At 33.5% G+C, this 26,611-nt stretch carries 25 protein-coding genes; 5 read left to right on the forward strand and 20 right to left on the reverse strand.

The window, feature by feature from the left end:
- Positions 1 to 7: 7 nt before the first annotated feature.
- The 7 genes from murD to mraZ are packed head-to-tail and all read right to left on the reverse strand — an operon-like array spanning position 8 to position 7,743.
- Positions 8 to 1,339 (reverse strand): UDP-N-acetylmuramoyl-L-alanine--D-glutamate ligase, encoded by a 1,332-nt coding sequence (gene murD, locus GQS07_RS02735; protein ID WP_090404986.1) that lies wholly within the window; start codon positions 1,337 to 1,339, stop codon positions 8 to 10.
- A gap of 1 nt (position 1,340) precedes the next feature.
- Positions 1,341 to 2,552, reverse strand: coding sequence for a phospho-N-acetylmuramoyl-pentapeptide-transferase (gene mraY / locus GQS07_RS02740; protein WP_158209507.1), 1,212 nt, complete (start codon positions 2,550 to 2,552; stop codon positions 1,341 to 1,343).
- 20 nt (positions 2,553 to 2,572) lie between these two features.
- Positions 2,573 to 4,027 carry a UDP-N-acetylmuramoyl-L-alanyl-D-glutamate--2,6-diaminopimelate ligase gene (locus tag GQS07_RS02745; RefSeq protein WP_158209508.1) on the reverse strand — a complete coding sequence of 485 codons (1,455 nt, stop codon included), beginning with the start codon at positions 4,025 to 4,027 and terminating at the stop codon, positions 2,573 to 2,575.
- Entirely contained in the window at positions 4,024 to 6,027 is a 2,004-nt protein-coding gene (locus GQS07_RS02750; RefSeq protein WP_158209509.1) for a penicillin-binding protein, read from the reverse strand. The genes GQS07_RS02745 and GQS07_RS02750 overlap by 4 nt, the downstream gene beginning before the upstream one ends.
- On the reverse strand, positions 6,018 to 6,371 hold the full coding sequence (locus GQS07_RS02755) for an FtsL-like putative cell division protein (RefSeq protein WP_158209510.1): 354 nt from the start codon (positions 6,369 to 6,371) through the stop codon (positions 6,018 to 6,020). The genes GQS07_RS02750 and GQS07_RS02755 overlap by 10 nt, the downstream gene beginning before the upstream one ends.
- A gap of 3 nt (positions 6,372 to 6,374) precedes the next feature.
- The gene (gene rsmH / locus GQS07_RS02760) at positions 6,375 to 7,289 is read right to left on the reverse strand and encodes a 16S rRNA (cytosine(1402)-N(4))-methyltransferase RsmH (RefSeq protein ID WP_158209511.1); all 915 of its coding nucleotides are present in this window, start codon (positions 7,287 to 7,289) and stop codon (positions 6,375 to 6,377) included.
- A complete protein-coding gene (mraZ, locus tag GQS07_RS02765) occupies positions 7,282 to 7,743 on the reverse strand; it encodes a division/cell wall cluster transcriptional repressor MraZ (protein ID WP_158209512.1) in 462 nt (153 codons plus the stop codon). The genes rsmH and mraZ overlap by 8 nt, the downstream gene beginning before the upstream one ends.
- Positions 7,744 to 8,092: 349 nt before the next feature.
- Here mraZ and GQS07_RS02770 point away from each other — a divergent pair, with 349 nt between their 5' ends.
- Both GQS07_RS02770 and yihA read left to right on the forward strand, forming a co-directional pair.
- Positions 8,093 to 8,860: an alpha/beta fold hydrolase gene (locus GQS07_RS02770; RefSeq protein ID WP_158209513.1), complete on the forward strand. Its 768-nt coding sequence runs from the start codon at positions 8,093 to 8,095 to the stop codon at positions 8,858 to 8,860.
- A 2-nt stretch (positions 8,861 to 8,862) separates the two neighbouring features.
- The gene (gene yihA, locus GQS07_RS02775; RefSeq protein ID WP_090404961.1) at positions 8,863 to 9,483 is read left to right on the forward strand and encodes a ribosome biogenesis GTP-binding protein YihA/YsxC; all 621 of its coding nucleotides are present in this window, start codon (positions 8,863 to 8,865) and stop codon (positions 9,481 to 9,483) included.
- Positions 9,484 to 9,526: 43 nt separating this feature from the next.
- On the opposite strand, the gene GQS07_RS02780 is transcribed toward yihA, so the two are convergent.
- From GQS07_RS02780 to rsmG, 4 genes are all read right to left on the reverse strand, one after another.
- The gene (locus GQS07_RS02780) at positions 9,527 to 10,183 is read right to left on the reverse strand and encodes a response regulator transcription factor (protein ID WP_158209514.1); all 657 of its coding nucleotides are present in this window, start codon (positions 10,181 to 10,183) and stop codon (positions 9,527 to 9,529) included.
- 160 nt (positions 10,184 to 10,343) lie between these two features.
- On the reverse strand, positions 10,344 to 11,873 hold the full coding sequence (locus tag GQS07_RS02785) for a RagB/SusD family nutrient uptake outer membrane protein (RefSeq protein ID WP_158209515.1): 1,530 nt from the start codon (positions 11,871 to 11,873) through the stop codon (positions 10,344 to 10,346).
- Between the two features lie 11 nt (positions 11,874 to 11,884).
- A complete protein-coding gene (locus GQS07_RS02790) occupies positions 11,885 to 14,980 on the reverse strand; it encodes a SusC/RagA family TonB-linked outer membrane protein (protein ID WP_158209516.1) in 3,096 nt (1,031 codons plus the stop codon).
- 507 nt (positions 14,981 to 15,487) lie between these two features.
- On the reverse strand, positions 15,488 to 16,117 hold the full coding sequence (gene rsmG / locus GQS07_RS02795) for a 16S rRNA (guanine(527)-N(7))-methyltransferase RsmG (RefSeq protein ID WP_158209517.1): 630 nt from the start codon (positions 16,115 to 16,117) through the stop codon (positions 15,488 to 15,490).
- Between the two features lie 116 nt (positions 16,118 to 16,233).
- On the opposite strand from rsmG, the gene GQS07_RS02800 reads away from it, so the two are divergent.
- The 3 genes from GQS07_RS02800 (at position 16,234) to GQS07_RS02810 (ending at position 18,919) form a co-directional block, all read left to right on the forward strand.
- Positions 16,234 to 17,424, forward strand: coding sequence for a pyridoxal phosphate-dependent aminotransferase (locus GQS07_RS02800; RefSeq protein WP_158209518.1), 1,191 nt, complete (start codon positions 16,234 to 16,236; stop codon positions 17,422 to 17,424).
- 105 nt (positions 17,425 to 17,529) lie between these two features.
- Positions 17,530 to 18,108, forward strand: a complete 579-nt coding sequence (locus GQS07_RS02805; protein WP_090404945.1) for a Crp/Fnr family transcriptional regulator — start codon at positions 17,530 to 17,532, stop codon at positions 18,106 to 18,108.
- A gap of 79 nt (positions 18,109 to 18,187) precedes the next feature.
- Positions 18,188 to 18,919 carry a pirin family protein gene (locus GQS07_RS02810; protein WP_158209519.1) on the forward strand — a complete coding sequence of 244 codons (732 nt, stop codon included), beginning with the start codon at positions 18,188 to 18,190 and terminating at the stop codon, positions 18,917 to 18,919.
- 33 nt (positions 18,920 to 18,952) lie between these two features.
- Here the strand turns inward: GQS07_RS02810 and GQS07_RS02815 are convergent, their stop codons facing one another.
- From GQS07_RS02815 to GQS07_RS13750, 9 genes are all read right to left on the reverse strand, one after another.
- Positions 18,953 to 19,921: a pseudouridine synthase gene (locus tag GQS07_RS02815; protein WP_158209520.1), complete on the reverse strand. Its 969-nt coding sequence runs from the start codon at positions 19,919 to 19,921 to the stop codon at positions 18,953 to 18,955.
- Between the two features lie 77 nt (positions 19,922 to 19,998).
- Positions 19,999 to 20,928, reverse strand: a complete 930-nt coding sequence (locus tag GQS07_RS02820; RefSeq protein WP_158209521.1) for a geranylgeranylglycerol-phosphate geranylgeranyltransferase — start codon at positions 20,926 to 20,928, stop codon at positions 19,999 to 20,001.
- Positions 20,929 to 20,989: 61 nt separating this feature from the next.
- Positions 20,990 to 21,928 carry a mevalonate kinase gene (locus GQS07_RS02825; RefSeq protein ID WP_090404932.1) on the reverse strand — a complete coding sequence of 313 codons (939 nt, stop codon included), beginning with the start codon at positions 21,926 to 21,928 and terminating at the stop codon, positions 20,990 to 20,992.
- Between the two features lie 73 nt (positions 21,929 to 22,001).
- The gene (locus tag GQS07_RS02830; RefSeq protein ID WP_158209522.1) at positions 22,002 to 22,355 is read right to left on the reverse strand and encodes a cysteine-rich CWC family protein; all 354 of its coding nucleotides are present in this window, start codon (positions 22,353 to 22,355) and stop codon (positions 22,002 to 22,004) included.
- 3 nt (positions 22,356 to 22,358) lie between these two features.
- Positions 22,359 to 23,795, reverse strand: a complete 1,437-nt coding sequence (locus GQS07_RS02835; protein WP_158209523.1) for a COG3014 family protein — start codon at positions 23,793 to 23,795, stop codon at positions 22,359 to 22,361.
- A 15-nt stretch (positions 23,796 to 23,810) separates the two neighbouring features.
- On the reverse strand, positions 23,811 to 24,404 hold the full coding sequence (locus GQS07_RS02840; protein ID WP_090405375.1) for a penicillin-binding protein activator LpoB: 594 nt from the start codon (positions 24,402 to 24,404) through the stop codon (positions 23,811 to 23,813).
- Positions 24,405 to 24,453: 49 nt separating this feature from the next.
- Positions 24,454 to 24,858 carry a hypothetical protein gene (locus GQS07_RS02845; RefSeq protein WP_090404924.1) on the reverse strand — a complete coding sequence of 135 codons (405 nt, stop codon included), beginning with the start codon at positions 24,856 to 24,858 and terminating at the stop codon, positions 24,454 to 24,456.
- A 61-nt stretch (positions 24,859 to 24,919) separates the two neighbouring features.
- Complete coding sequence (locus tag GQS07_RS02850; protein ID WP_158211315.1) at positions 24,920 to 26,005, reverse strand: diphosphomevalonate/mevalonate 3,5-bisphosphate decarboxylase family protein; 1,086 nt, start codon at positions 26,003 to 26,005, stop codon at positions 24,920 to 24,922.
- A gap of 131 nt (positions 26,006 to 26,136) precedes the next feature.
- Positions 26,137 to 26,451, reverse strand: a complete 315-nt coding sequence (locus GQS07_RS13750) for a hypothetical protein (protein ID WP_233269302.1) — start codon at positions 26,449 to 26,451, stop codon at positions 26,137 to 26,139.
- Between the last annotated feature and the right edge of the window lie 160 nt (positions 26,452 to 26,611).

Below are 26,611 nucleotides of genomic sequence, written 5' to 3' on the forward strand. Positions count from 1 at the left end.
TACTTTTCTATAAATTATTAACTTCCTCTTTAAATTGTCTTCCTCTATCTTCGTAGTTAGCGAATAAATCAAAACTTGCACAAGCTGGTGACAATAACACTGTATCGCCACTTTCTGAAAAACTTTGTGCCATTTTTACAGCATCATTCATACTTTGTACTTCTACAAATGCATCAACTACATTTGCATAAGCAGTTCTAATTTTTTCATTATCTACACCTAAACAAACAATGCTTTTTACTTTCTCTCTTACTAATGGCATAAGCTCATCGTAATCATTCCCCTTGTCTACACCTCCCACTATCCAAACAGTTGGAGTTTTCATACTTTCAAGAGCAAAAAAAGTTGCATTAATATTTGTCGCCTTTGAGTCATTGATGTATTGAACATTATCAATCTTTTGGACTTTTTCCAATCTATGTTCTACCCCTTGAAAATCAGACAAACTTTCGCGAATACTTTGCTTTCTTATGCGTTTCAACTGTGCAACAGTCGTAGCAGCCATAGCATTCTTTACGTTGTGCTTCCCTTCAATACCAAGCTCATTAATAGGCAATACAATAGTTTCCTTATCCATAGCTACAATAATATTTTGCCCCTCTAAATAAGCTCCATATTCTAATTTCTTTGTAATAGAAAATGGCACTTTTTTAGCAGCAGTTTTATGATTTGATAACCAGCGCTGAATCTCTATATCGTCATAATCATAAATCAAATAATCATCGGTGGTTTGATTCATTGTAATCCTAAACTTAGCATCGATATAATTCTCATACTTATAATCATATCTATCTAAGTGGTCAGGACTAATATTCGTGATCACTGCTATATGTGGTCTGAATTGCTTAATTCCATCTAATTGGAAGCTACTCAATTCTAACACATAGCATTTATTTGGGTCAACAGCTACTTGTTTAGCATAACTGTCTCCTATATTTCCAGCAAGACCAACATTTACTCCTCCATTACTTAACAAATGGTAAGTCAACATTGTTGTTGTTGTTTTTCCGTTACTACCAGTAATTGCAACCGATAATTCTGGATTAAAAGCATAAGCAAACTCAATCTCAGAAACAATCTCAATATCTGCTTGCTTTATTTTTTGAATAATAGCTACTTTATCAGGTATCCCAGGACTCTTAACTACTATATTACTATTTAAAATAATATCTTCACTATGCTTTCCTTCTTCCCATTGAATCTTATTTTCCTCTAATAACTGTTTATATTTATCAGCTATTTTTCCGAAATCTGAAACAAACACTTCATACCCTTTACTCAAGGCTAATATAGCTGTACCAACGCCGCTTTCTCCAGCTCCTAAAACAACTACTTTCATACTATCTAAGTTTTAAAGATACTACACAGAATACCCCTAAAAGGATTGCTATAATCCAAAAACGAGTAACTATTTTACTTTCGTGATACCCTTTCTTTTGAAAATGGTGATGTAATGGTGACATTAAGAAAATCCTACGTCCCTCACCATATTTCTTCTTTGTATATTTAAAATATGAAACCTGTAAAACAACTGATAAGTTCTCTGCTAAGAAAACACCACATAGTACAGGAATCAATAATTCTTTTCTAACAGCAATAGCCATTACAGCAATAATTCCACCAATAGTTAAACTTCCTGTGTCTCCCATAAATACTTGTGCTGGATAAGTATTATACCACAAGAAACCTATGAGGGCACCAACAAAGGCGGAGATAAACACAGTCATCTCTCCTGAGTTAGGAATGTACATTACATTTAGATAAGTTGACAATACAACGTTACCAGATATAAATGCAAAAATTCCCAATACTAATGTTGAGATTGCGGAAGTACCAGCGGCCAAACCATCGATACCATCCGTTAAGTTTGCTCCATTTGAAACAGCTGTAACAATAAAAATTACAATTGGTATAAAAATTAACCAAGCATATTTTTCATATCCATCACCTAACCACGAAAGCAATACACTATAGTCAAATTCATTATCCTTTAAGAACGGGATTGTTGTAGCTGTAGATTTAACATCATACTTACTAACGACTGTTTCCACTAATGTTCTATTGGCTGGCATTTCACGTACAGTAACACTTGGACTAAAATAAAGTACAGCACCCACGATTAGACCTAATCCTACTTGACCTATAACTTTAAACCTTCCTTTTAATCCTTCTTTATCCTTTTTGAAAACCTTAATGTAATCATCTAAGAAACCTATAACCCCCATCCACACTGTTGTTAATATCAACAATAGCACATAGATATTATCTAACTTAGCAAATAATAATACAGGAATAAGTGTCGCTATAATAATGATAACACCTCCCATTGTTGGTGTACCAGCTTTTTCTTTTTGTCCTTCAAGTCCTAACTCACGCACAGTTTCTCCAACCTGCATATTATGTAAAAACTTGATAATCTTCTTTCCGTATATAATAGAGATTAATAAAGATATAATCAATGCCATTCCTGAACGGAATGTGATATACTGAAACACCCCTGTTCCAGGAATCTTAAAAAACTCTTCTAAATACTGAAATAAATAATATAACATAACCTAATACTTCTTCTAATCTATTGTTCTAAAAAATCAGTTACCGTCTCTAAGTCATCAAAATGACTTCTCACACCTTTAATCTCTTGATAAGACTCATGTCCCTTACCTGCAATTAAAATTATATCTCCAGGTTCAGCTTGTTGACAAGCAAGCTTTATGGCTTGCTTTCTATCTTCAACAACAATCGTCTTCATCGTATTTTGTGGCTCTACCCCTTTTTCCATATCCTCTAAAATCATATAAGGATCTTCAAAACGAGGGTTATCTGAAGTGAATATCACTTTGTTACTCATTTCAGATGCTATTTGCGCCATTTCAGGACGCTTTGTTTTATCTCTATTTCCACCACAGCCAACGACTGTAATTAACTTTTCATTGAAAGTTCGGATAGAATTAATTGTTTCAATTACATTTTTCAACGCATCTGGCGTATGAGCATAATCTACAATTGCTGTTACTTTCTTAGAAGAAACAATAAACTGAAATCTACCTGCTACACTGTGTAATTTACTTACTTCAAGCAAAGCATCATCTTCAGAGATCCCTAATTCAACAGCTGCTGCGTAAACAGCTAATAGGTTATATGCATTAAATGCTCCTATCAATTGAACCCATATTTCTCGCTGATTCACTTTCATCAACATTCCTGAAAACTGACTTTCTAAAATCAGTCCCTTATAATCAGCAACTGTTTTTAAAGCATATGTTTTCAACTTTGCTTTTGAATTCTGAGTCATTACTAACCCGTTCTTATCATCAACGTTTGTAATCGCAAAAGCCTTTTTCGACAATTGGTCAAAAAAAGCTTGTTTCGCATTTCTATATTCTGCAAATGTTTTATGATAATCTAAATGATCATGTGTCAGGTTTGTAAAAATCCCTCCATCAAAATCAAGACCGAATGTTCGCATTTGAACTATTCCATGTGAACTAACTTCCATGAAACAATAATCACACCCTGCCTTAACCATCTCATTCAAATACTTATTAATAGTCAATGAGTCTGGTGTAGTATGTGTAGCTTTATGTGCAACACTACCTACCTTGATAACAACAGTTGATAACAACCCTGCTTCATAACCTAAATTTCTAAATAAGTCATATAATAACGTAGCGATTGTTGTTTTTCCATTAGTTCCCGTAACACCAACTAATTTTATTTTTGTAGAAGGGTTATCATATAAATTACTCGCAATTACAGCTAAAGCCTTATTGCTATCTTCTACAACTATATAAGTAATATCTTCTTGTTTCTCCTCTGGCATTACTTCACAAACAATAGCCTTAGCCCCTTGTGAAATTGCTTGTTCAATAAACTCGTGTCCATCAACTACAGAACCAGAAATAGCAACAAACAAACAGTTACTGCTCACCTTACGTGAATCAAATTCAACTGCTTCTATCTCAAGATCCACTGATCCTGATACAAGTTTTAATTCTGCTTTATATAGTAAATCTTTTAATTTTTTCACGATAGTTCTAATACTACTTTTTGTTTTTTATTTATTTTTTCTCCAGCAATTATTGATTGCTTTTTCACTTTTCCAATTCCTTTTACAACCACTTCTAATCCTAAATTCTCTAATAAAGGAACAGCGTCCATAACATACATTCCTTGTACATTTGGCATTACACCATTAGGGTCGTTAATTTGAGTATAATAATCCTCATATGTTGCATCGATCACATTTGGTACTGCATCGATGTTTTTCAATTGCTTTGTAGTAGGCACATCCGTATAGATCTTTTGAGCAATTCTTTTAAATACTGGCCCAGAAACGTCTGCTCCATAATAACTCTTAGTTCTATCCGGTTTATGAATTACTACAATACACGAATACTTAGGATCATCTACTGGAAAATATCCTGCAAAAGAAGATGAATAATACATATCCTTCCCTTTTCCTTTTCCATAATTAACCTGTGCTGTACCAGTTTTTCCCGCCATTGAAAAGTTGGGAGAACTTAATTTTCGTCCTGTACCTTTTACAACAACGTTAGCTAAAACATTCTGCACTTGTTTTATTACCTCTGGAGAAGCTATTTGTGGGTTTAACACCTCCTTGTCAAATTGGACTACCGTCTTATTGAACTCTTTTACTTCAGAGACAAATTGTGGTCTAACCATCTCTCCATTATTTGCAACAGCATTATACAATGTCAATGTATGCAATGGAGTAATAGATAATCCATAACCAAATGCCATCCACGGTAAAGCTAATCCACTCCATCCCTTAACTCCTGGTTTAGGAACATAAGGTACTCCTCCTCCTTTTATTGATATATCCAAAGCTCTATCCATCCAAATAGAACTGATATAATCAGTAAACTCGCTTGGCTTATTTTTAAATCCTTCATTTACAGCTTGTGTAATCACTGTATTTGAAGACACTTCAATACCTCTTGCTAAAGATATCTTTCCATATCCACCCCATTTAGAATCTCTTACACGGGCATTATAAAATTTCACAACACCATCATAAGTATCATAAATACGCGCTGTATCTGACTTTCCTTTTTCTAATAAAGCTAACAATGATGCTAACTTAAAAGTAGAACCAGGTTCGTGCTTTTCTCCAACAGCATAATTCACTGTCTCATAATAATCTCCACTTTCAGAACGTCCTAAATTAGAAATAGCCCTAATTGCTCCTGTCTTCACTTCCATTACTACAACACAACCGTGGTCTGCACTGTAATATTCCAATTGCTTTAACAAAGCGTGGTGCGCAATATCTTGTATATATACATCTATAGTCGATACTATATCTTGTCCATCAATTGGTTCAATCTCATTTTCATCATTAATAGGCTTCCATTGATCTTTACCCAAACTCTGCATCTTACGTCTACCATCAACTCCACTCAAATAAGATGTAAATGCTCCTTCGATCCCAACTCTACTAAAAGTATTGTCTTCAAACTTACGCTCATACCCAATCGTACGTTGCGCAATCTTCCCTATCGGATGTTGTCTCACTGTTTTTTGTAATGAGATAAAACCTCCTTTATAAGGTCCTCTTCTTAACAAAGGAAAATCCTTTACTCTTACATATTGCGTATAACTCAACCCTTTTGCTATAAAAACATATCGGCTTCCATTCTTACGCGCCTTTCTAAGCATATTTTCATAATAGCTCGAAGGCTTCTTAAACATTACAGATAAAGAATCTGATAATGGCTTTACATTATCATAAAAATCCTTTTCCGCTGGTGCTACAGCATCAAAACGAATTTCAAAGACCGGTACAGAAGTTGCAAGCAAACTTCCATCAGAAGAATAAACATTCCCTCTATTTGCCGGAATATCCACTTCTTTAATTCTTGTTTTATCTTGTGCTTTCGCTCTTAATTCTTTTCCTTCAATTCCTTGAATTTGAACTAAGCGATAGACAATTCCTCCTGCCATCAGTAATACAAATGCAGAAACAAGATAAATATTGATGTAAATATTTTTACCTTTTACTGCCATAGCTTACTCCAAAAACTTTTTTTTACTTTTTCAATTGAAACTTTAATTTTCATTGGAGGCGTTTCTGATGGAAAAATCCCATCCTCTTCCAAATTCTTTGTAATTGTTGACTCCATCTTCAATTCCATCAATTCTGATCGTGTATCAACAAATTCTGCACGCAACATTTTCACATCGTGTGTAAGCTTAGCTATCTTAAAAACTTTTGACTCATAAGATTGCGTATTTCCAATTAACAATAAACTCAGAACAATAACATAGATAATAAAAGCCCAAGTCTTAGCAGAACCTTCATTTACAAGGATCTTAGCTTTGATTATATCTTTTGGACTTGTTATTTTCATTTCTTATTTCTTTTCAGCAATTCTAAGTTTAGCAGAACGCGCTCTATTATTAATCGCGATCTCTTCATCTGTTGGAATTATTAATTTCCCTAATTGTTTCATAGGAACTTCAAATCTTCCATAAAAATCCTTTTCAGGCTCCCCTTCAAACATTCCGTTCTTCATAAAACGCTTAACTAAACGATCCTCTAAAGAATGGTATGAAATAATACTCAAACGACCTCCTGGCTTTAAGACCTCTAAACTTTGTTCTAACATTTCCTTTAAAACATCCATTTCTTGGTTGACCTCAATTCGAATCGCTTGATATATTTGTGCTAATATCTTTGCACTTCTATGAGCTGGTAAAAACCTTGCTAATACAATTTTTAGTTCATCCGTATTTTTTATTGGATTATCTTGTCTTGCATTTACAATTGTATTTGCAATCGATCCTGCATTTTTTAATTCACCATACATGAAGAACATTTGTCTCAAGCTTGCTTCATCGTAATCATTAACAACATGATAAGCAGATAATTCTCCTGACTGATTCATACGCATATCTAATTCCGCATCAAATCTTGTAGAGAAACCTCTTTCTGCAACATCAAACTGATGAGACGAAACTCCTAAATCTCCCAATACTCCATCAACCTCTTTAACTCCATAAAATCTTAAATATCTTTTAAGATGTCTAAAGTTTTGATTAATCAATGTAAATCTCGGATCATCAATTGCGTTTTCTAATGCATCCTCATCTTGATCAAAAGCAAAAAGTTTTCCATCAGGCCCCAAACGCTTCATAATTTCTCTCGAATGACCTCCACCTCCAAAAGTCACATCTACATAAATCCCATTCGGATCAACTATTAAACCATCTATACTTTCAGCCAATAAAACTGGTCTGTGATATCCGTATTCTTCTTCTTTACTCATCAAAATTAATATTACTCATTACATCCTGTGCTAATTCTCCAAAATCATCATCTTCTTCATCTATCAAACTAACTTCGTATAACTTTTTATCCCAAATTTCAATTATTCCTATCTTCGACGAGAAGACCAATTCTTTGTTTATACCAGCAAATTCTATTAAATCTTTTGCTATTAATAAACGTCCAGCATCATCAATTTCTACATTTTTAACCCCTGCCATAAAACGACGAATAAATTTATCGTTTTTCTTATCAAATGGATTTAACTTTTTTAGTTTACCCATCATAACATTCCATTCTTGCATAGGCCAAAGCTCTAAACAGGTCTCAAAAACAGATCTTTTTAACACAAAACCATCGGCAATAGCAGGCAACTGCTTCTTTAAAGAAGCAGGAACCAACACTCTTCCCTTAGTGTCTATTTTGCATTCATATGTCCCTATTATTGACGTCAAAGCATACTTATAATTGTAATCTTAGCAAATGTACTCATTTTTTTACCACAATTTACCACTTTTACCCACTTTGTTGATAAGTTTTTCGTATGCATTGTATTTATTGAGATTGCAATGATAATCTATTGACAATTAGCCCTTAATTACCAACTTACAAATCGTTTTACATATCTTTTTAAGAGTATTTCAACACTTTTTTACTACCAAAAGTTCTTCACAAATTTTATGTTTAAAATAGTTAAATCAAGTAAAATGCATATCTCGCTATAAATTATTACTTTATTTACAAATATTGTCACTTATAAAAGCGTATATTTGTGGGAATTTAAAAATCGCATTTAGAAACTACATGGAGCGAACTTTAAAAGAAGATGGTAAATTCCGTTATGTTGAAATTGGTGAAGGAACACCGATTATCATTCTACACGGATTAATGGGAGGTCTAAGCAACTTTGACGGTGTTACAAATTTTTTCCCTAAACAAGGTTATAAGGTAGTTCTACCAGAACTTCCTCTTTATACAAATAGCATTTTGAAAACAAACGTAAAAGCTTTTGCAAAATTTGTAAAAGATTTTATTGATACAAAAGGCTATGAAAAAGTTATCCTGCTTGGAAATTCTCTTGGCGGGCATATTGCGTTATATTTTTCGAAAATGTATCCTGAATATCTTAAAGCTATGGTTTTAACAGGAAGCTCTGGATTATATGAAAGCGCTATGGGAGATAGCTACCCTAAAAGAGGAAATTACGAATACATCAAGAAAAAAGCAGAAGATGTTTTTTACGACCCTACTATAGCAACAAAAGAATTAGTTGATGAAGTTTTTTCGACTGTTAATGATCGAATGAAAGTTATCAAAACAATTACAATTGCTAAAAGTGCTATTAGACACAATATGTCTAAAGACTTACCTAATATTCAAATTCCAACTTGTCTAATTTGGGGTAAAAATGATAAAGTAACTCCACCTGAAGTTGCTATTGAATTTAACGAACTTCTTCCAGATGCAAGTTTATTCTGGATAGAAAAATGTGGTCATGCTGCAATGATGGAACATCCAGATCAATTCAACGAACTTTTGTTCGCTTGGTTTAATGAAAGAAATATCAAATAATAATGAAAATAAACACTGCTGAATTTGTTGTAAGTAATTCTGAATCTAAGAAGTGTCCTAACGAACCAATACCGGAATATGCTTTTATCGGTAGATCGAACGTTGGTAAATCTTCACTTATCAACATGCTTACAAATCAAAAATATTTAGCAAAAACATCTTCTCGTCCAGGAAAAACACAATTGATAAACCACTTTAAGATTAACTCTAATTGGTTCTTAGTTGACTTACCTGGATATGGATATGCTAAAGTTTCTAAAAAAACAAAGTCTACTTTTCAAAAATTCATTACTGACTATTTTGAAACAAGACAACAACTTGTAAGTGCTTTTGTTTTAATTGATATTAGACATGATGCTCAAAAAATCGACTTAGAATTCATGCAGTATCTTGGAGAATCTGAAATTCCTTTCAGTATTATCTTTACTAAAGCGGATAAAGTAGGTAGACAGAAAGTGCCTCAACTTGTTGCCAAATATCAAAAACAAATGTTAGCGAATAATTGGGCAGAAATGCCTCCTTACTTCGTTACCTCATCTGAAGACAAAACAGGTAGAGATGAAGTGCTAAACTATATTGATGAGATAAATCAAGATATATTTAAAAATCAAGGACCTCTATAAAAAAAAACTGCTAATCAGCAGTTTTTTTTATGTATACCAAAAATTAAATGTAATATTCATTTACAGTTATTATCCCCGCTCTAATAGCATAGCGTGTTGCATCGTGCACATTATTTACTCCTAATTTCTTAAAGATATTTTTTCTATGAGTAATTACAGTATGTACACTTATACTTCTATCAGAAGCAATCTCTTTTGTCATCTTTCCTGATGCAATCTCTTTCAAAATTTCTCTTTCAGAGTTAGTTAATATTTGCTCAACTTTTTTAATACTCTCCTCGTGCTCCAAAATTTTATTAGTTATTCGTGGAGACACGTATTTCTCTGCACAAAGTGTTTTCAATAATCCTTCTTGAATAACAGTTAATCTATCATCTTTAAAAAGAATATTAAATTGTGGTTTTCTATTTCCTAAAAATTGCCTTAACCAAGATTCATTCAATTCTTTAAAACACAACAACCACGAAGAAGTTACAAATTGATTTCGCATACTTACAACTTGCTCTATTTGACTATCAACAGTAGAACAATAAGGATCTAAGATTACTACTCCATTTGAATGTGAAACTAAAAACTGACGTAATTCTGCCAAATCCCCTAATTCGCTAATCTCAAATGCTGAATTTGTAAGCTCACTTATGATATGCTTTAATGCATATCTCATAATATCTTGACCGTCTAAAACCCCAATATACAACATCTTTCCTCGTAATTATTTTCGTCAACAAAGATAAGACATCTAAATTAACAACGTTATTTCTATCAAATATAAGCGAAAAAGGTTGTCTGTAGCATTTCTTCTACATAACAACCTTCTTCTAATTTAAAGCTAATTAATTCAATCTCTAATCTATAAAATATTAGATATTTCCATTTTCTCTTTCTTCAACTAATGGCACTCTAAACAAATAATATTTACTATTAGGCGCAAAATCACTCTGATCTGGAAAGTTTAAAATACGATGACCTAATGGCAATAGATTTACTGTTACTACATTCACTTTCCCATTTGAATCTAATACCTCATATGAAAAAGGAACCAGCTTTGTCTGTGGATAACTTTTCCTAACTACACTTTGTTGATTGCGTATTATATCAACAAGACTAAATCCTTCTCCAAAAAGTTCTTTCCTACGCTCTACCCAAATAGCCTCCAACAAAGCCTTGCCTTGTAATCCATTCATCTGACTTCCACCACGAGCTACTTTTAGGGCATTCAATCTATTTAACGCATCCCCATCTCCTAATTGTGCTTTTGCCTCTGCATTAATCAAATAAATCTCCGAAGTACGCATTAAAACAATATCAGCAATTTGTCCTGCCTTGAACTTAAACTTTGCATAACGCATATAAGCCTCATCTCCTTCTTTTGGTTTGTCATTTGCTGGATCTGGAGCCCAATATATCATCTTCTTTCTATAATCTCCTTCATCAAACATTTCTCTAAAATAAGGATCTGCATTAAAGCTAAAATAAAAACTCTCTTTTGAAGTAACGTCTAAAAAATTAAACTGATAAGAAGCATCACTTTGATTCGGCGTTTGTTGATGTCCCCAAATCCACTCTTTATTTGAAGCGTCATTAAAACCACTTTTATACTCCTCCTCTGTCATCAAATAATCATTTATCGCTAACAAAGCATCTGAATATTTTTTAGCTTTCTCCCAATCCCTTGCATACAAAGTTGCTCTTGACAATAGCCCTAATACAACTTCCTGGTCTATTTTACCTTTAGCATTACCACGTCGGTACGTCTGTGTGTCTGGAATTAAAGACAATGCTTCTTCTAAATCTTGTACAGCTTGATTATACAGCTCTCTAACACTTGCTAAGGCTTTCGGACTACTATTTATACTTGTAGGTTCTAAATAAATCGGAGCTGTTAATGCATTTGGATTTACGTCTATTGCAAAAGAATAATTTGAAGCTAAATGCAAATACATAAATCCTCTTAATGCTAACGCTTGCCCTTTTATTCTTTTCTTATCACTTACACTCCCTTCAGAAGCATCTACTTTTGTTATAACGTGGTTGACATTATTAATCGTATTATAAGTCAACTCCCAACTATGTGTATTCGTTCCTCCTCTACCATATAAAGCCTTAAAAGCATAATGATCGCGAAAACCATATCTCCCATTCAATACGACATCACTCCCCATAGCATCTCCTGCTCTTAAAAAAGCGCCATAACCTGGATTAGCAAAAGAGTAAAAAGACTCCATTAATTGTCCCCAAGCTCCTATCAACACCTTCTCATTATCAGCGGTAGTTGTAAACACTTTTGACTCTTCAACTGCATCCGTTGGTGAAGTATCTAAACTACAAGACACCAAAGACGTTGAAATTACAAAAGCACCAATTATATATTTAAAAATTCTATTCTTCATCTTTTAGTAAATTATAGTTTAACATTCAACCCTAATGAAATTGTTCTCATAGAAGGGTAACGAAAATATGTTGTTCCTGCAAAAGTTTGTTCAGGATCTAAACCTTGCTCTTTTGTCAACGTAAACAAGTTTTCTGCTTGAAAGAACAAGCTCGCTGAATTTAGTTTTATTTTTCTTAACCACTCTTGTGGTAAGTTATAGGTCAGCGTTATATTTTTTAACTTTAAAAATGATCTATCTACCAAGAAACGATCTGATTCTCTTGTCCAAGAACTTTTAGGATCTGTCGTTAATCTTACAACATCAGTATTCGGATTTTCAGGGGTCCAACGGTCTAACATATCACGACTCCAAGTACCTCCATCTCCACTTTCACTGTATAGACTTAATTTATCTCTATTGTAAATCTTCCCTCCAATAGTATAAGTGAAATTAGCTGATAATTCCCAATTCTTATAAGCCAACTCTGCTTGAAAACCACCTGTTACATCTGGTAGTGAATTACCTTTATAAACCTTATCCTTTACGTCTAATTCTGAATAGTCTTCTGTAATCCTTTTTGTACCATCTGTATTCTGAATATACCATTGTGGATTTCCATTTGCCGAATTAACTCCTGCCCATTCTACCATATAGAAATCGTAAATTGATCCTCCTTCTACCCACTTCTTAGAACCACTCCACATCTCTTTTGTTGGAAGTGAAGTAATCTTATTTTTATAAGTTGTTAAATTCAAACCTAAATGCAATCTCCAGTCATCTGTTTGTATTGGCGAACCATCTACTGTAAATTCCCATCCATAATTATTAACAGCTCCTACATTTTCTTGTATTGATGAAAAACCTAATGAGGGTGCTAATGCTTTATCAAACAATAAATCTTTTGATCTGCGCTCAAAATATTCAATCGAAGTATTTAAACGATTATTAAAGAAACTAAGATCTAATCCAATGTTTAAATTCATATTAGTTTCCCAAGACAATTCTGGAGTTTCTAAACGTGAAGCAACTAATCCCGATTCTCCTAAATTATTATAGATAGAAAACAACGACTGATAAGCATAATAACCTATATTATCGTTCCCTTGCGCCCCATAACTTGCTTTAAACAATGCATTTGACAACCAAGTGTCTCGGTAGTTACTCATAAAATCTTCATCAATAATTCTCCAAGATGCACCTACTGACCAAAAATCTCCCCATCTATTTTTTGGTGAGAAACGAGAAGAACCATCTCTACGATATGAAGCTGATAAATAATATTTCTTATCGTATGAATACTGTGCATTACCAAAGAAACTCATCATCTTGTATGCATCTGCTTTACCGTAAAAATCTACTAACCTCGATGCTGCATCAGGCTCTTCAAACCCTGCCTTAATAATTTGCTGACGAACACCTCCAAAATAATTTGAATCATACTGATAGTATTCTTGTCCTGCCATTAATGACAATGAATTCTTATCATCAATATCTAAGTTATAATTCAAAACGTTATTAAAGGTCATACTAACAGTACGTGTATTTCTGCGAGACACACTTCCTCCATTGGCCGATGATGGACCAAAATCTGGATTTGATACATTGTGATTATATGTACTATTGTAATCAATGTTCAAAGAAGACTTAAACTTTAAATTCTCTAAAAACTTAATCTGACCATAAGTACGGAAAGTAGCCACGTCTTTCTTAATCTCACTTTTATCTTGTGGCAACGTTGCTACTAAATTATACTTGTTATAAGAGGTTTTTCTATAATTCCCATAATCAAAAATACGCTCTCCTGTTGAAGGATCTATCAGATACTCTCCTGTTGTCAAATTGCGTTCATAGATAGGATAAAAAGAAGGTAAACCACGTGCAAATCCAATTACATTCGTAATCGCGCTATCATCTTGCTTAGGATAATCTTGAATCGAGTGAGAAGCTGAAACATTCATTCCTATTTCTAACCAATCTTTCGCATCCATAATGATATTAGATCGAAGGTTAAAACGCTTAAAACCTGATTCTAAAACATATCCTTGATCATTCAAATAGCCCCCAGAAACATAGTATCGTGATTTTGCACTTCCTCCACTTACTCTTAGGTTCACATCTGTATATCTTGCATTTTGTGACAATGCATCACTCCAATCGTCATTCCACAATGGTTTCAATCCTGGCAATAGTTTTCCGTCTAAGCCTACTGGACGTGGATTATCTAATCCGTAAGGATTAATACCAATAGAGTTTACTAAATTCGTTGAAGCATAAGCGGCAGCCTCTGAAGCAGACATCTTTGAATTGTCCATTTGTCCGTTTCGAATTGCCTCCCATTGCAACTCCATATACTGATTTGTACTTAACTGCTTATAATCACTTCTGGCACGATTACTTATACCGTGTTTTGCAGTAATTTCAATCTGTGGTTCTGTTTCTCTTTTCCCTTGCTTTGTTGTAATCATAATCACCCCATTAGCTGCACGAGACCCATATAATGTTGCTGCTGTTGCGTCTTTCAATACAGAGATAGACTCAATATCTGATGCTGCAATTGCAGATAATCCTCCTTCATAGGGAACACCATCCACTACATATAACGGATCACTTTTGGCATTGATAGAACCAACACCTCTAATGCGAATTGTTGCTTCTGACCCTGGCTGGCCACTTGCTGAAAAAGATTGTAACCCTGCAACAGAACCTTCTAATGCTTTTGATACATTGCTCACTTGTGACTTTTCAATTGTCTTCGCTTGAATTAAACCAACCGAACCTGTATAAGTCTTTTTGTTTGCTGTACCATAAGGAACTTGAATGACAACCTCAGACAACTCACTTGACTCATATTGTAATGTGACATTGATTACATCTTGTCCTTTATAAGTTACTTTCTGAGTTTGATAACCAATAAATGAAAACTCTAAAACTTGTCCTTCATTTACTTTGATCGAATATCCTCCATCAAGATCAGTCATTGTACCTTGATTGGTTCCTTGAATTATTACGCTTACTCCAGGTAGCGTTCCTCCTGTATCACTAACATTACCGGATACAAGTCTTTCTTGTGCTTGCAACGTAATTATACTCGCAAATACAAATAAAATAGTGTAGATTTTTTGCATATAAATATCCTCACAACAACAATTAACTGCTATTGTGTATTATTAAAGATTAATGGTATTAAAAAAATGATTGGGCGAAGAAAAGAATGCCCATAAAAAGATTGGCTACATACAGCAGCACATACACATCAAAGATGATGCTTCCAAAGAAATAAAAGAGTCGGTAACAGTAACTATACGAAAAACACCATTCCGTTGTAAGTAATTTGAGTTCATACTATTTATTTTTAGATTCACATTCTTTAAAAGCAGAAGGCAGATAACCTTACAATTGTTTAAAGGCCCCGAACCAAAACAACTAATTCACTTAACATATAAAGATTATCTTTCCTCTACTTTCCTGTTACAAATGTATTTTGAATCCTTAAAAACTGAAATACCATAAATATGGTAGATTTTTAAATAATGAAAAACAAACTACTCTGCCATACTCTTCACTCAAATCAGAAAACATACCAATAAAAAAAGGCCACCTAAAATAGGTGGCCTTGAAGGCAATCACAGAGATTAACCTTTATATTTTAAAGGTAAATAAACTACCTTTTTTGTTTCAAAAAACTCGTTGTCGAAAATGTTCGTTAAATCAAATTCAACTGCCTTTGGAAAATCTTTCAACTCCTCTGTCAAATCTCCTCCTTTTAAATAAAGAATTCCATTCTCAAACTCGTGTTTATTTTCTTTCGCTGTTTTATGTCTTATCCATTTCACAAAATCAGACATATTTGTAACGGCACGGCTTACAATAAAATCAAACTTCTCATCTACTGTTTCAGCACGTTTTTGTTCTGCTACAACATTTTTCAATTCTAACGCTTGAACTACTTCATTAACTACTCTAATCTTCTTAGCAATAATGTCAATTAAGTAAAACTGTGTTTCCGGATACAAAATAGCCAATGGAATTCCAGGAAAACCACCACCTGTACCAACATCCATAATCTTTGCTCCTGGTAAAAACTCCATTACCTTAGCTATTCCTAATGAATGCAATACGTGTTTTGTATATAACTCTTGTATGTCCTTACGTGAAATAACATTAATCTTTGCATTCCACTCAATATAAACCTCTTCTAATTTTTCGAACTGACTAATCTGTAAAGGTGTCAAATCAGGAAAATATTTTAAGATTTCTTCCATGTCTAAAATTTTGACAAAAGTAGCCTTTTTATTGGTAAAAACAGAAAACTCATAACGATTAAACCACAATTAATAATTACCTTTGAGATAACCGATTAGTAAACCATTATTTTAATATGAATTCTCAATTTTTATCTGATAGAATTAACAGTTTAACAACATCACAAACTTTAGCAATGGCGGCTAAAGCAAGAGAACTAAAATCTCAAGGAATCGATGTGATTAGTTTAAGTTTAGGAGAACCTGACTTTAATGCTCCTGAGTTTATCAAAGAAGCTGCTATACAAGCAATCAAAGATAACTTCAGTAAATACCCTCCTGTAGACGGATACATGGAGTTAAAAGAGGCTATAAGCAAAAAGTTTAAAAGAGATAACAATCTTAATTATGCTCCAAACCAAATTGTAGTTTCTACAGGTGCAAAACAATCTCTTTATAATGTTGCACAAGTAATGATTAATCCTGGTGATGAAGTAGTAATTCCTGCTCCTTATTGGGTTAGTTATGCTGAAATTGTAAAAATAGCTGGTGGTATTCCTGTGGAAGTTCCAACGTCTATTGACACTGATTTCAAAATTACTCCTGAGCAACTTGAAAGCGCAATTACTCCTAAAACTAAAATGATATGGTTCTGTTCACCTTGTAACCCAAGTGGTTCTGTGTACAGTCAATCAGAATTTGAAACAATTGCAGCTGTATTAGAAAAATACCCTAATATCTTCATCTTATCAGATGAGATTTACGAACATATCAACTTCACTGGTTCTCATTGTAGTATTGGTACAATTGGTAGTTTACAAAACCGTACTATTACTGTAAATGGTATCGCAAAAGCTTTTGCTATGACTGGTTACCGTATTGGATACATCGGTGCTCCTGAGTTCATTGCTAAAGCGTGTACTAAAATGCAAGGACAAGTAACTTCTGGTGCTAATAGTATAGCTCAAAGAGCAACTATTACAGCGGTTGAAGCTGATCCAAGTGTTTTAAAAGATATGGTTCAAGCTTTCCAAAGACGTAGAGACTTAGTTGTTGGATTAATCAAAGAGATTCCTGGTATGAAGATTAATGTTCCTGAAGGTGCTTTTTACGTTTTCCCAGATGTATCTGCCTTATTCGGAAAAACATACCAAGGTGTTCAAGTAAACAATGCTGATGATTTATCAATGTATCTACTTGAAAAAGCTCACGTTGCTACTGTAACAGGTGATGCTTTTGGTAATCCTAACTGTATTCGTATGTCTTATGCTACAAGTGAAGACCAATTAATCGAAGCATTAAGAAGAGTAAAAGAAGCTTTAAAATAAGCCTAATACTCATTAAATATATTAAAGGTTCTATAATTATAGAACCTTTTTTTGTTTCCACTACTGAAATTAAGTACTTTTAAATCAACAATAAAATATCACATTTTGGACTTATTACTCTCAAGTATCGCTAAGCACGTTTCTCTTACTAAAGAAGAACAACAAATTGTTTTAGAATCTTTTACCACAACACGATATCCAGCAAAGACTAAATTACTTTTAGCGGGAGATGTTTGTGTAAACTCTTGTTTTGTCCTTTCTGGTATCTTGAGAAACTATTGTTTAGATGATCAAACAACAGAACACACTATGAGTTTTGCAACGACCAATTGGTGGATTGCTGATATGTATAGTTTCCTTTCTCAAAAACCAGGGGAGTCATACATTGAAGTGGTCGAAGATGCTATTGTTATGACAATTAGCAGAGATCATCAATTAGCGCTATTTGATCGCGTACCTAAAATTGAACGATATTTTAGAATCTTAATTGAACGCTCGCTTGTTGCTAACCAACAACGATTAATGGACAATATGAGATTGACAGCGGAAGAACGATATGAACGCTTTTGCAATCGTTTCCCTGAGATTAAGTACAATCTACCTCAAAAACAAATTGCCTCGTATTTAGGCATTACTCCGGAATTTTTCAGCAAAATGAAAAAACGTTTGCTGACAGGTAAATAACCTATAGTGTTTCTTAACCTACGTTAAGCAATAACGCCTTTACTCAGTTGTATCTTTGTACTATCAAAATGAAACAACTATGGAAAATAAAATTTTATACAAAGCAGATACAAGAGGATACGCTAACAACGGTTGGTTAAAATCTCATCATACTTTTAGTTTTGCAAACTACAGAAACAATGATAGAATACACTTTGGTGTACTACGCGTTTTAAATGACGACAATGTTGCAGCTGGTATGGGCTTTGGAACGCATCCTCACGACAATATGGAGATTATCTCTATTCCGCTATCAGGAAGCTTAGAACATAAAGATAGTATGGGAAATGGCACTATAATTCGCCAAGGAGAAATACAAGCAATGAGTGCAGGAACGGGTGTACATCACAGTGAGTTTAACCCAAGCGAAACAGAGGAGAGTAAATTCTTACAAATATGGTTATTTCCTAATAAATTAAACGTTAAACCAAGATATGACCAGATCCAAATAAACAAAGAGGATCGTCATAACAAATGGGACCAAATCTTATCTCCTAACCAAGAGGACAAAGGAGTTTGGATTAATCAAAACGCTTGGTTTCACATGGCTGATTTAGATACTGGAAAAGAATTAACGTATGATCTTAAAGATAAAAGCAATGGTATCTTCCTTTTTGTCTTAGAAGGACAAATTACAATCGACGATATTACGCTTGACAAAAGAGATGCAATCGGTTTTTGGAATCAACCTAACTTTACGGTTCACGCACACGAAAATAGTCACATCTTAGTAATGGAAGTTCCGATGGAATTACCTGAATATTTACAATAAAAAAAAGGCTCATCAATTGATGAGCCTTTTATATTAATTTCCGTTTTTTAAATTACGTACTTCTTCTTCTGTTAAGAATCTCCATTTACCTCTTGGTAAATTCCATTTAGTCAATCCTCCGTACATTACACGGTCTAATTTGATTACATTGTATTTTAATGACTCAAAAATAGCACGTACTAACTTCACGTTTGATGCTTTTAATTTAATACCCACCTCTGTTTTTGGTTGGTCATCAACATAAGCAACATCTTCTGCAAATACACGACGCTCGTCAATGTACACACCTTTTTTAATTTTCTCTAAATCTTCATACTTTAAATTCTTATCTAAAGAAACGTGGTATAATTTAGAAGAACGTTGTTCTGTTTTATTCAACTTCTGAATTAAATCACTGTCATTTGTAAATAACATTAATCCCATCGTTGTTTTATCCATACGTCCAATCGGAGTTAATGGATACTTTGACGATCCTTTAATTAAACTCAAAATGTTTTCTGGACTAATTACTGGCTCGTTAATACTTGAAAAACCTTTAGGTTTATTCAATAACACATAGATTTTTTTCTCTGGTGTAAGAACAGTTCCATCAAAGTTTACAACATCAGTAGGTTTAACTCTATACCCTAATTCAGTTACCACTTCTCCGTTTACTTTTACGTTACCAGACACAATGTATAAATCTGCATCACGACGAGAACAAGCTCCCGAATTACCAATATATTTATTTAGACGAATTTCATCAGAATCTTTAGAAGAAGACTTTGCTTTTGGCTTTTTATCAAAAGCTTTTGAAGCAGTAGTATTCGCTTGAATTCTCTTTAAATCTGTACTTTTTCCATCATTGCTTTTCGCAAAAGACTTTTTAGCACCATCTCCACTCTTACTAAAAGATTTCTTAGCACCATTACCACTTTTCCCAAAAGGCTTTTTACCCGCTCCACTCTTACTCCCTGAGCGACTTGAATTATTATTTCTTGAATTCGACTTACCGTTATTCATATCAAAAAGATTTTTGCAAAGATAGATATTCTCTGCTTTAATTAACATTACAATAAAAGTTTACAAAACTTTTATTACTATAAAGATTCTTTAAGTAGAATCTTACCGCTTACTACTACCTCTGGATTAATCAATATAATTGAAAACACACCTAATAGTATTAGCAACTTTAAACTCACATGCAGGCTATGGTATTCACTGATGGCACCTGATTTCCATAACTTGTACAAAAATAAGATCAATACACCTATACTCATATAAAAGTAATAGACCATATATCCAACTTCTAAAGCGTGATCACTCACGATCAAATAGATTGGTACAAGCGTTAATACAGTAACTGCTGTGATTATTTGTTTTGCTTTCTGTTCTCCAAACCGAACCGGAATAGTTTGGTAATTATTAGCAAAATCTCCCTTAATATTTTCCATGTCTTTAATCAACTCGCGTATTAGAATAATCAAATACAAAAAAGAAGCATGCAAAAATATTGTTGAGTAGAAAAATTTAAAATGCATAAGGATACTAAAGAAGGGCAATATGGCAAGTAACGATGCTGTTAAATTACCAATAATTGGATATTTCTTTAGTTTGTGTGAATAGAACCACAACAAAAATATATAACCCGAAAAGAATAAAGAAACATGGAAAGATACAGGTAGTACAATCAATACAGACAAGAAGTTAAGTGCAAAATACACACGTAACTTTGTCGCTTGACTAACCAACTTATCCAACATAGACTTCGCAGGTCGATTTATCAAATCTTTTTCAGCATCGTAGAAGTTATTAATAATATAACCTCCTGCAATGGCTAACGAAGAAGCGAATATAATCAAAAACAAACGCCAATCTAATACGACATCAAGTGCTCTTTTCTGAGGGGCAAATATAAATATAGACGCTAAGTATTGCGCCATTACAATGATAAAAATATTATAACCTCTCACTACAGAGAACAAGCTGAATATCTTAGCTAAGAGTAATTTATTTTTCCTAGATAACATTTCTTTCTTGTATCTAAATTTATTCGCCTAAGCGAAAGGTTATAACATTTCTACTATCTAATTAGAATTGATATACAACTTCTAATTTATAATCTTTAAGAGATTCTTTCGCTTTTTCAATATCTGCTGTAAAACCTAAGATGTATCCTCCACCTCCAGATCCACATAGCTTCAAATAGTAATCATTTGTCTCAATTCCCTTTTGCCAAACATTGTGGAATTGCTCCGGAATCATTGGTTTAAAATGATTCAATACTACTTTAGATAATTGTTTTGTATTACTAAATAAAGACTTAACATCTCCTTTCAAGAAGTTTTCAACACAAGCATCTGTATGTTTTACAAACTGCTCTTTCAACATCTGACGGAAACCTTGGTCTTTTAAGTTCTCCATAAATATAGTAATCATTGGAGCTGTTTCTCCAACAATACCTGAATCAATCAAGAAAACTCCTCCTTTACCATCTACACTTTGTGAAGGAATACCTGCTGGTTCAATATTGTCTTTTGAATTAATCAATATTGGCAGGCTTAAATAACTGTTTAATGGATCTAACCCTGAACTTGTACCGTGAAAAAATGCTTCCATCTTTCCAAAGATACCTTTTAACACAAGTAACTTGTCTTTTGTCAAGTTTTCCAATACTGTTATCTTCTCAAAAGCATATTGGTCATAAATAGCAGCAACTAATGCACCACTACTTCCCACACCATATCCTTGTGGAATACTCGAGTCAAAATACAACCCTTCCTCAATCTCGTTATTTAAACGATCTAAATCAAATTGTACTAATGTTGGTTCTGTCTCTTGCAAATCTCTTAAATAAGCAGCAAAATTTCTCAAACTCTCATTTGATTTTAATGCAACACCCTCTAATTTGTCTGCAATTTTCAAAGCTCCCTTATAAAAATTATAAGGAATCGATAAACCTTTTGAATCTCTAATGATTCCATATTCTCCAAAAAGAAGAATCTTCGAATAAAATAATGGTCCTTTCATAGCTATAAAAGTGAATTCACCCTGCAAAAATACATATTATATCCTCACAGGCCTTTCTTTCCTATATATTTTTTTATAAATACCTGTTTTTAAAGCCATAAACACAATGTCTACAACCATTCTGACAACATTGTCCTTTCATCAAATGATACAATTCTGTAAATACAAAATACTCATTTTCCATATAATAATGCACTCCTTCCTCCATCTCACTTCTTCGCTTTGGAAATTCTTTGCCTTTAGCAAGTTCAATCATCTCGTTAAACTTAACTAAACAATCATTACAAAGACATTTATGATATGAACTTCCCAAAAAAGCTCTTGTAGCATTAGAAATTGTTACTTCACTACACGCACAATGAGCAATATCTTCTGTTTTACAATCAATAGGTGCTTTACAATGTGTACATACTTTGTTCTTAGTCATAACTTATCGCATTGTTGCAAAATTATAAAACCTCATCTTACCGTTTGCCTCCACTTCAATCGTTTGTTCTGTACGTTGACCTGTTGGACGCTCAAGTTCAATTGTCAATTTATTCATACCTGTTTGAAGAGGAACACGAACATAGTTAATCTGAGCTGGTAATGTCTGCCAGTTACGAGTGTCTGCTTTTTCTGAGAACATATTAAATAATTGCACTCCTAAACCAAGTCCCTCTAACAAAGCATTATTATCTCCGTTTTTACCATTTGAACGAGCAGCTGATTTTAACGCATACTCAGCTGATTTCTTTACAGCTACACGAGTTAATATCTTACTTAATTCTTTACCTGCGCGTTCATCTAATGTTTTCACAGCTAAAACATCAATATCTTCTACTTTTTCAAATCTATATTTATCAGCTGAACTTGTTTTTATTGTCGCAAAGGTATAGGGTGGTTTCTGAACAATGTATTTCGGGTAAGCAATATTCAAACTATGAACATCATTCAAGCTTGTCTTTCCTGCTATTCCAAAATCTATCGGAATCATAATCCCTAAAGCATTCGTAAAGAACACACCTCCATCTTCTCCTTTTACTAAAGAGAAAAATACGTTTTCTTGTTCTTTAATTGGTGCTCTACCATTCTCCCAAAAGACAACTAATTCTCCTCCTGCAGTAGGTTGATAATCTTTGAACTTCATTTTAAAATCGCGTTCAAACTTATCCAACTCACTTTTGAATCCCATACGCGAAGCCATTCTCATAACATCGTATTTAAGATTCTCAGGCATTGCTACTCCATAGTAAAGTCCGCCTTTTGCATTCTGATATACCTCAACTGCATTTCGATAAGCGATAAACGCATCGTTATAATTTCCACTTGCTTCATAAATCAACCCTTGTAAGGTCAATGAAAACGCATCTTTTGAATAACGAGTACTTTTCTCTTTATACTTGTCGCCTTGTGCATAATTCTGTAGTGTAATACGACGAGCCTCAACAATAGCTTCATCAAACTGACCTAAGTACAAATAGTTTAAAGCTTTGTAATAATGCAACATAAAAATTTCAAACTCCTCTCCTTTGTAATTTTGAGACATTGAGTTTAAAAACAATCCTACTGCCACATCACCAGTACTTTTTAAACCATCTTCAACTAATAGATCGGCTTCATTAAGGTACTTATTACTACTCGCATAATCTCCTTTCAAATGAGCTACACGGCCTTTCTCCATATAAAACAACAACTTGTTTCTCGACTTTTGCAACAATGCATTTTTGTCCAAAGCTTTCTCAGCCTCTTCAAATTGAGACGAACCAAGTTTCTGATAATAATCTGTTATCCTATCGTGATAAGAAGCACATCCAAACACGAAAAACATCAGTGCAAATAGCACTGATGTTTTTGTGAAAGAATATATGGTTTTGTATGAAACCATCTATAATATTTTAAATTAGTTCTTTACGTATTTAGCAATTTTCTTCTCTCCAATCCAAACAACTTCTCCAGATTGAATGTTTGTTAATTCTAAATTCACTTGGTAGTAAACTACTTTTTTCTTTTTGTGAGAGTCAACAATTGAGTTGATAGAACCTTGAAGAATGTAATCTGCTCCGTTCTCTAATCCGAATTTCTTCATCGTAGAAACAGAAGAGTTTGTTTGTTGATCAGCTCTTTCAGCTCTCAATTCTTCTCTTTTTGCACCTCCTTGAACTAAACGTACTCTTTGTGACTGAATAAAAGATCTTTCAACATCTTTTACGAATGTTTCTGCATCAATATGCTCGTGACTTTTATTTTGAACCATACCAACAATTACAACTGGTTTTTTTCCAGCATTGCTTTCTTGGTGATCTCCAATCCAAGATCCGCTTAAGATTTGGCTTGTCATTTGCTCAGCAACTTCTCTTGAGTCTGTATTGTTCCATCTACCGCTAATATCAATAGTTTCTTCAATTCCTACTCTTGTTACTTGACGTCCACATGACGTGATAAATATTCCTGATGCAGCCAATATTGTAGCTAACGCAATACGTTTAATTTGCATAATCTTCCTCTTATTATTTTTACTTTGTTCTATTTTACTTTGCGATCAATTAGATAGAAAACATCCAGTTTCCTGTGCGGTATCCAATTCGCGGTAACCAATTCCAACTGTTGTTGTAATAGCTACTACCATAATATCCATTACCATAGTAACCATTGTTGTAATACCCATTATTATATGAACGGTTTTTAGCGCGAGCCATTCGCTCTTCGTGGCGATATTCTCTTTTCTGAGCTTTGCGCTCTTGTTTTGCTTCATACCAATCATATGCTTTGTACGTGTCTTGTACTGTTGTACTAAGTGTTGCAGTCAACGAATCTTTCGCAGCCATATACTTAGACAAACTCGCTTTATAATTAGGGTTTTGATCTTCAACTAATTCTTGAGCATAAGCACTTTGAAATCCAAACAAACTACTTAATACTAATCCCAAAATTGATAATAACTTTTTCATATTTACAAATTTTAAGTGTTTAACATGCAATATGCATACCATACTATAAATTTACAACTTTTTATTTAATTCTCTCAGAACCAAAGCCTATTTGATCTTCGATGAAGTGTTTTCCCTGACAATGCTCTGCTAATTCTTGACGAATAAATGTCATAACAAAGTCTTTATCTTGTTTTGGAAACAATAAGTGGACATTTGCCCCAGCATCTAATGTAAAACACACGGGGATTTTTGTCTGCTCTCTAAAGTTCCAAATCTTCTCGATAATTTTCAAAGTCTTAGGCTTCATTAAAATAAAATAAGGCATTGAAGTCATCATCATTGCGTGCAATGTCAAAGCTTCACTTTCTACTAACGAAATAAATTCTTCTAAATTACCCTCAACTAAAATATTTTTCAACTTAGCTAAGTTTGTATGAGCTTGTGCAAATCTCTCTTTGGCAAAGGGATGATTGTGCATCAAATCGTGTCCTACTGTACTTGATACCTTCTTCTCTCCTTTGTCAACTAATAAAATCACATCACAGTAATCTTTAAATACTTCGTGTACTTCTTCTGGAAAAGCAACCCCGTATAAATCTGAACTATCTGCAATATCCTTGTGTTCTCCCCAAACAACTACACTTCCGACAATACTTCTACAAGCACTTCCCGAACCTAATCTGGCTAAGAAAGATGCCTTCTTATCAAAATATTCGTCTGTCATCTCTGGAAATAATGCTTTCTCTAACGACATTACATTTACTGCCATAGCCGCCATTCCTGATGCTGATGATGCAATTCCTGAACTATGCGGAAAAGTATTTTCTGTATCTATTACAAAGTGATAATCTTCTATATAAGGACAATAAGACAAAATTCGCTCAAAGAACTTTTGCACTTTCGGTTTAAAGTCTTCTTTTGGTTTTCCTTCAAACAACAAATCAAAGCTTATTCCCTTTTTTGTCTTTACTTTATATTCCAAAGAAGTAATTGTTTTACAATTACTCAATGTAAAACTCAACGATGGATTAGCAGGAATCTGATTATCCTTCTTTCCCCAATATTTCACCAAAGCAATATTACTTGGCGAACTCCACGAAAAAGTTCCTTGAACAACACTTGTCAAGTCAACTTCTCTATCAAATATAAAATCTTTTATTGTCATTTTTACTTCTTCTTCTTTAAACAAAAATACTATCTTTTATCTTAAATGTCCTTATCATAGGAATTTTCATCTAAAAGACCTTTTTCTAATTTACAGATAACTCCTAAATTATCAACCTATAAAAACCCACATTATAGCTTCAAATAATTCTTTCTAATAGCCTGCTCTACTCCTTTTCTAAACTGTACACTTATATACTCTCTTCCAACCGGCGCACTAAACATAAACATTGGGTTTTCAGGAAAACCTTCTGTTGTTCTAAATAAAATAAAATAACTTTTACCTAACTTACCTGCTTCCAACCACTCGTCTAACTTATAGTAATCAGGAATAGAACGTCGCTCTCGTACAACGATTAAAACATCTTTTATTTCTTCCCATTGCAGTGCTTTTTCTTGAAATAAGCTTTTATATAAGACTCCTTTTTCATCAATAGTCACATTCATAAAGCTACTTTTGTATAAAAACACGACAAATAAGAATAGCATTACCACACTCAAAATAATCGTCAACACATTTCCTATACTCAAAAAGAAAAGAGCCGAACCTAAAAAGGGTCCTATACAAATTAGAAATAGCAATATCCTACTGGATACGTTGTAGTAG

Source organism: Myroides phaeus (assembly GCF_009799805.1).
In the GTDB taxonomy this organism is placed as follows: Bacteria; Bacteroidota; Bacteroidia; order Flavobacteriales; family Flavobacteriaceae; genus Flavobacterium; species Flavobacterium phaeum_A.